The 5,300-nt window shown below is 66.6% G+C and carries 1 protein-coding gene; it reads right to left on the minus strand.

The features are described 5' to 3' along the window. Positions 1–5,300 (minus strand): non-ribosomal peptide synthetase (locus M5B99_RS29160; protein WP_248807390.1); only part of this gene is annotated, 5,300 nt, incomplete at both ends.

Below are 5,300 nucleotides of genomic sequence, written 5' to 3' on the forward strand. Positions count from 1 at the left end.
CGTAGCTCAGGCTTTGCTCCTGGTACATCAGCGCCACGGCCTCCGGCCGCTCCTGGGCACGGGCTTCGAACTGCTGATGGATCAAGACTCCGGCCGTATGGGCCTGGCCAGGCCGGTTCCAGTGTTCCAGCAACTGTTCGCGCTCGGCCAGCGGCAATATCGACAGCGCGTGCAGCGGCGTCTGTGGCGCCTGCTCCAGGGCCTGGACCAAACCTTCCAGGGCCGTCCGCAGGTAACCGCAAAGACGTTGCGCACCAATGGCCGTGGCCACCAGCGCGGTAAAGTAGAAGCCGTCGCCCAGGTCGTCGACGTTGACGGTCAGTGGGTAGTTGGTCCGTTCTTCGGCCCCGAGTGCCTGCATGCCTTGCCAGGCACTCTGGCCCTGCTCGGTCACGGCAGTACTGCTGTGGCGGTAGTTGAGCAAGGCACTGAACAACGCTGCCGGCGCGGCCAGGCCGCTGCAACGCTGGGCCAATGCCAGGGACGCGTGTTCATGCCCGAGCAAGGCAGTCAGCCGTGCGTGCGTGGCCTTGACCCCGTCACGCACTTCACGCTCACCCAGGTCGACCCGCAGCGGCAAGGTATTGATAAACATCCCCAGGGCCCGTTCGGCACCCTCGCCGGCCTGCATCCGGCCGAACAGCACGGTGCCGAACACCACCTGGTCACGCCCGCTGACCCGCCCCAGCACCTGGGCAAACGCCAGGTGCACCAGGCTCGCGGCACTGACCCCGAGCTGACGGGCCTGGGTCCGCAGACGCCGGCTCAAGCCGCTGTCCAGGGCCAGATGGGCCTGTTCGATGGCACTGCCGTCGCCCTGCACATCCTGCAGGCCGAACGGTAGCGTCGGCTCGTCGATGGCGCCGAGCATCTCCTTGAAGAACGCTTCGTGGGCCTGCTCGCTCACCCCCAGACGGGCCTGGGCGACATAATTGCGATAAGGGACGGAGGCCGCCAGTTGATCGGCCTGGCCGAGCAGCCAGGCCTGCATTTCATGCTGCACCTGGTCCAGCGCGGTATGGTCGAGGACCATATGGTGAAACAGCAAGGTCGCCAGCCAACGCTGATTGGCGGTGTCCAGGGCGAAGACCAGGCGCAGCATCGGCGCCTGGCGGATATCCAGGCGTACCTGGCGCGGATCGAAGCGTTCGCGCAACTGCTCGGCGATATCACCGACGCGCGGGTCCAGATGGACCTCTTCGATACTCAGGCGGGCTTGGCGCCAGACCACCTGCAACGGCTCATCGAGGCTTTCCCAGTGCATGGAGGTGCGCAGAATGTCGTGCCGGTCGATAACCGCTTGCAGCGCGTTGGCGAAATCGTCCAGGCGCGCGCGGCTGTCAAAGGCGAAATGCGATTGCAGCACATAGGGGTCGCCCTGCCCGGCGCTCAGGTGGTGATAGAGAATCCCTTCCTGCAACGGTGCCAGCGGGTAGATGTCCTGCACATTCGCCGCGCCGCCGGGCACCGTGGCCACGACGCGGTCGATGGCGTCCTGCTCCAGGCTGATCAACGGCAGCATGTCCGGGGTGATGCGCTGGCAGTCGGCGGCAATGGCATTGGCCGGCACCGCCAGGTCGCTGACCGTGCCCACCGCCGCCGCCAGGGCGGCCAGGGTCGGCTGGCCGAACAGTACGCGCACGTCCGCCGCCAGGCCGACCTGACGCATGCGCCCGATCAGGCTCACCGCCAGCAACGAGTGACCGCCCAGTTCGAAGAAGTGATCATGCCGGCCGACGCGGTCGACCTTGAGCACTTCGGCCCAGAGCCGCGCCAGGGTGACTTCGATATCGCCCTGGGGCGCTTCGTAGCCGCGGCTGACCAGTGCCGCCAGATCCGGCGCCGGCAGCGCCCGCCGGTCGATCTTGCCATTGGCCGTCAGCGGGAAGCTGTCCACGGCGACATAGGCCGAGGGCACCATATAGTCCGGCAGTTGCGTTTGCAGATAGGCACGCAGGGTTTCGATTTCCAGCGTTGCGTCGGCCGAGCTGTAATAGGCCACCAGGCGCTTGTCGCCAGGATGGTCTTCACGGGCCAGGACCACCGCTTCCTGAAGCGCCGGATGGCTGGCCAGGCGGGTTTCGATTTCCCCCAGTTCGATACGCAGGCCACGGATTTTCACCTGGTCGTCGTTACGCCCCAGGTAGTCGATATTGCCGTCGGCCAGCCAGCGCGCCAGGTCGCCGGTCTTGTACATCCGCGCTTGCGGATCGTGGCTGAACGGGTCCCTGAGGAAACGTTCGGCGGTCAGGGCCGCGCGGTTCAGGTATCCACGGGCCACCCCCGCGCCAGCGACATAGAGCTCACCGGCCACGCCCACCGGTACCGGGCGCAGTTGCTCGTCAAGCAGATAGACCCGGGTGTTCGCCACCGGTTTGCCGATATGCAGCGTGGTGGCGTGTTCGTCGATCAGCCCCGACGTCGCCACTACCGTGGTTTCCGTCGGGCCATAGTTGTTGATCAGGGCGAAACGCTGGCCCTGGGGGAACTGCCGCAGGCGGTCTCCGCCGATCAGCAGAGTGCGCAGCGTCGGGTGTTGCAATGCCTGGCTGAAGGCGTACTCGGCAATCGGCGTCGGCAGGAAGCTGACGTCCAGAGGTTGCGCCAGCCACCAGCCCAGCAGGCCGTCGACATCTTCGCTGCCGGCCGTGGCCGGCGGCAGGTGCAAGGTCGCGCCGACGCACAGCGCCGGCCAGACTTCCCAGGCCATGGCATCAAAACCGAAGCCGGCGACACTGGAGGTCTGGCTGCCCGCTTCCAGGTCGAACGCCCGGCAATGCCAACTCACCAGGTTGGACAGTTGACGGTGTTCGACCATCACGCCCTTGGGTTCACCGGTGGAGCCCGAGGTGTAGATCACATAGGCCAGGCTGGAAGCTGTCAGCCCGGCGATATCCGGATTGTGCCCGGGTTGCCGGTCGATACCCGCCAGTGTTCGGGACTCGGCGTCGAGCAGCAACACCGGCACTTCAGGCGCCGGCAGGCGTTCGCGCAGCTCGGCCTGGGTCAGCAGCACCCGCGGCGCACTGTCGCCCAGCAGATAGGCCAGGCGTTCCGCCGGATGGGACGGATCGATCGGCACATAGCCGGCGCCGGACTTGAGGATCGCCACCAGGCCGACCAGCATATCGAGGCTGCGCCGGGCACAGATGGCGACGCGGTCGTCGGGCTGCACCCCGAGACCGTGCAGATGATGGGCCAACTGGTTGGCCTGGCGATTCAGCTCGGCGTAGGTCAGGGATTGGCCTTCATGGACCACGGCGAGTGCATCGGGGCTCGCCAGGACCCGGGCCTCGAACTGCCGGGCAATGGTCAGGTCGGTGGGATAAGCCGCGGTGCTGCGGTTGAAGTCTTCCAGCAACCGCTGGCGTTCGGCGGCCGGCAGTACCGATAGCGCGGACAGTGGTGTCAAAGGCGCCTGCTCCAGGGCATCGGCCAGATTGACCAGGGCCATGTGCATGTAGTCGCAGACCCGTTGCGCACCGATTTCCTCCAGGGCCAGTACGCTCAGGGCGAAATCCTCGCCCAGGTCATCCACCGAAAGGGTCAGCGGGTAGTTGCTGCGCTCCTCGCTGCTCAGCAGGCGGATGCCGTCCCAGGCCGCAGTGGCAACGGCACCAGGATCACGGGTGTCGATATGCCGGTAGTTCAACAGCGAACTGAACAGCGGTAGCGGCGCGGCCACGCTGCTGCAACGTTGCGCCAGGGTCAGCGGCGCATGTTCGTGGGCGAGCAGCGCACTGAGGCGACCATGGGTGGCCTTGACCGCAGCGGCAATCCCCTGCGGGTCGTGGCCAAGGCTGACCCGCAGCGGCAAGGTGTTGATGAACATGCCCAGGGCCCGTTCGGCGCCCTCGCCGCCTTGCAGGCGACCGAGCAGGACAGTGCCGAACACCACCTCGTCCTTGCCCGAAACACAGCCCAGCACCTGGGCCCAGGCCAGATGGCAGAGACTCGCCGCACTGACCCCGAGTTGCCGGGCCTGGACCCGCAGGCGTCGGCTCAGGCCGGCGTCGAGCAGTTGGCGGACTTCCTCGATGGCCTCGCCGTTGCCGGCGTCCTGCACGCCGAACGGCAGGGTCGGTTCGTGCACATCGGCGAGCATGTCGCGGAAGAAGCCTTCATGTTCTTCGCGGCTCACCCCCAGGCGGGCCTGGGCCACATAGTTGCGGTACGGCATCGAGGCCGGCAGTTGCGCCTCCTGGCCGATGATATGGGCCTGGATCTCGGCGATCAGCAGTCCAAGGGAAGTGGCATCGTTGACCAAGTGATGGAACAGCAGCATGCCGACCCAACGCTGGTTCGCGCCGTCCTCGGTAAAGCCCAGGCGCATCATTGGCGCCTGGCGCAGGTCGAGGCGCACACGACGCGGGTCCAATTGCTCGCGCAGTTGCTGCTCGATATCGCCGGCAGCCGGGTCCACTTGCAGTTCGTCCAGTGCCAGGCAGGCTTCACGCAGCACCACCTGCAGCGGTTCGTCGAGGCTTTCCCAGAGCACGGCGGTGCGCAGGATGTCATGGCGCGCGATCACGCCTTGCAGCGCCTGGGCAAAACGCCGCAGTTGCTCGCGGGTGTCGAAGGCGAAGACCGCCGATTGCAGATACGGGTCGCCCTGCTCGGCGGCCAGATGGTGGTAGAGGATGCCTTCCTGCAACGGCGCCAGCGGATAGATATCCTGCACGTTCGCCGCACCGCCCGGCACACACGCCACCACCCGGTCGATGGCGGCCTGGTCGAGGCTGATCAGCGGCAGCATGACTGGGGTGATGTGCTGGCAGCCCGGCGGGATGGCATTGGCCGGGACCACGATTTCGCGCCCGCCACCGACGGCAGCGGCCAGGGCGGCCAGCGTCGGCTGGCCGAACAGTACGCGGATATCGGTGGACAGGCCGGCCTGGCGCATGCGCCCGATCAGGCTGACGGCCAACAAGGAATGGCCACCCAGTTCGAAAAAGTGATCATGCCGACCGACCTGCGCGACACCCAGCAGTTCTTGCCAGATCCCGGCAAGCCGGGTTTCGGTCTCGCCTTGCGGGGCCTCGTAGCCGCGGCTGATCAGCGCACCGCCGTCCGGGGCCGGCAGGGCCTTGCGGTCGAGCTTGCCGTTGGGAGTCAGCGGCAGCTTGTCGAGTCGCACGTAGGCCACTGGCACCATATACGCGGGCAGTTGTTCCTGCAGCCAGGTGCGCAAGTCGTCGATACTCGGTTCGGTGTCTGCCGACTTTACCGCGTAGTAGGCCACCAGGCGCTTGTCGCCCGGGATGTCTTCACGGGCCGTAACCACGGCTTCGTGGACGGCC

Origin of the sequence: Pseudomonas sp. MWU13-2100 (genome assembly GCF_023242365.1) — a bacterium.
Classification (GTDB): domain Bacteria; phylum Pseudomonadota; class Gammaproteobacteria; order Pseudomonadales; family Pseudomonadaceae; genus Aquipseudomonas.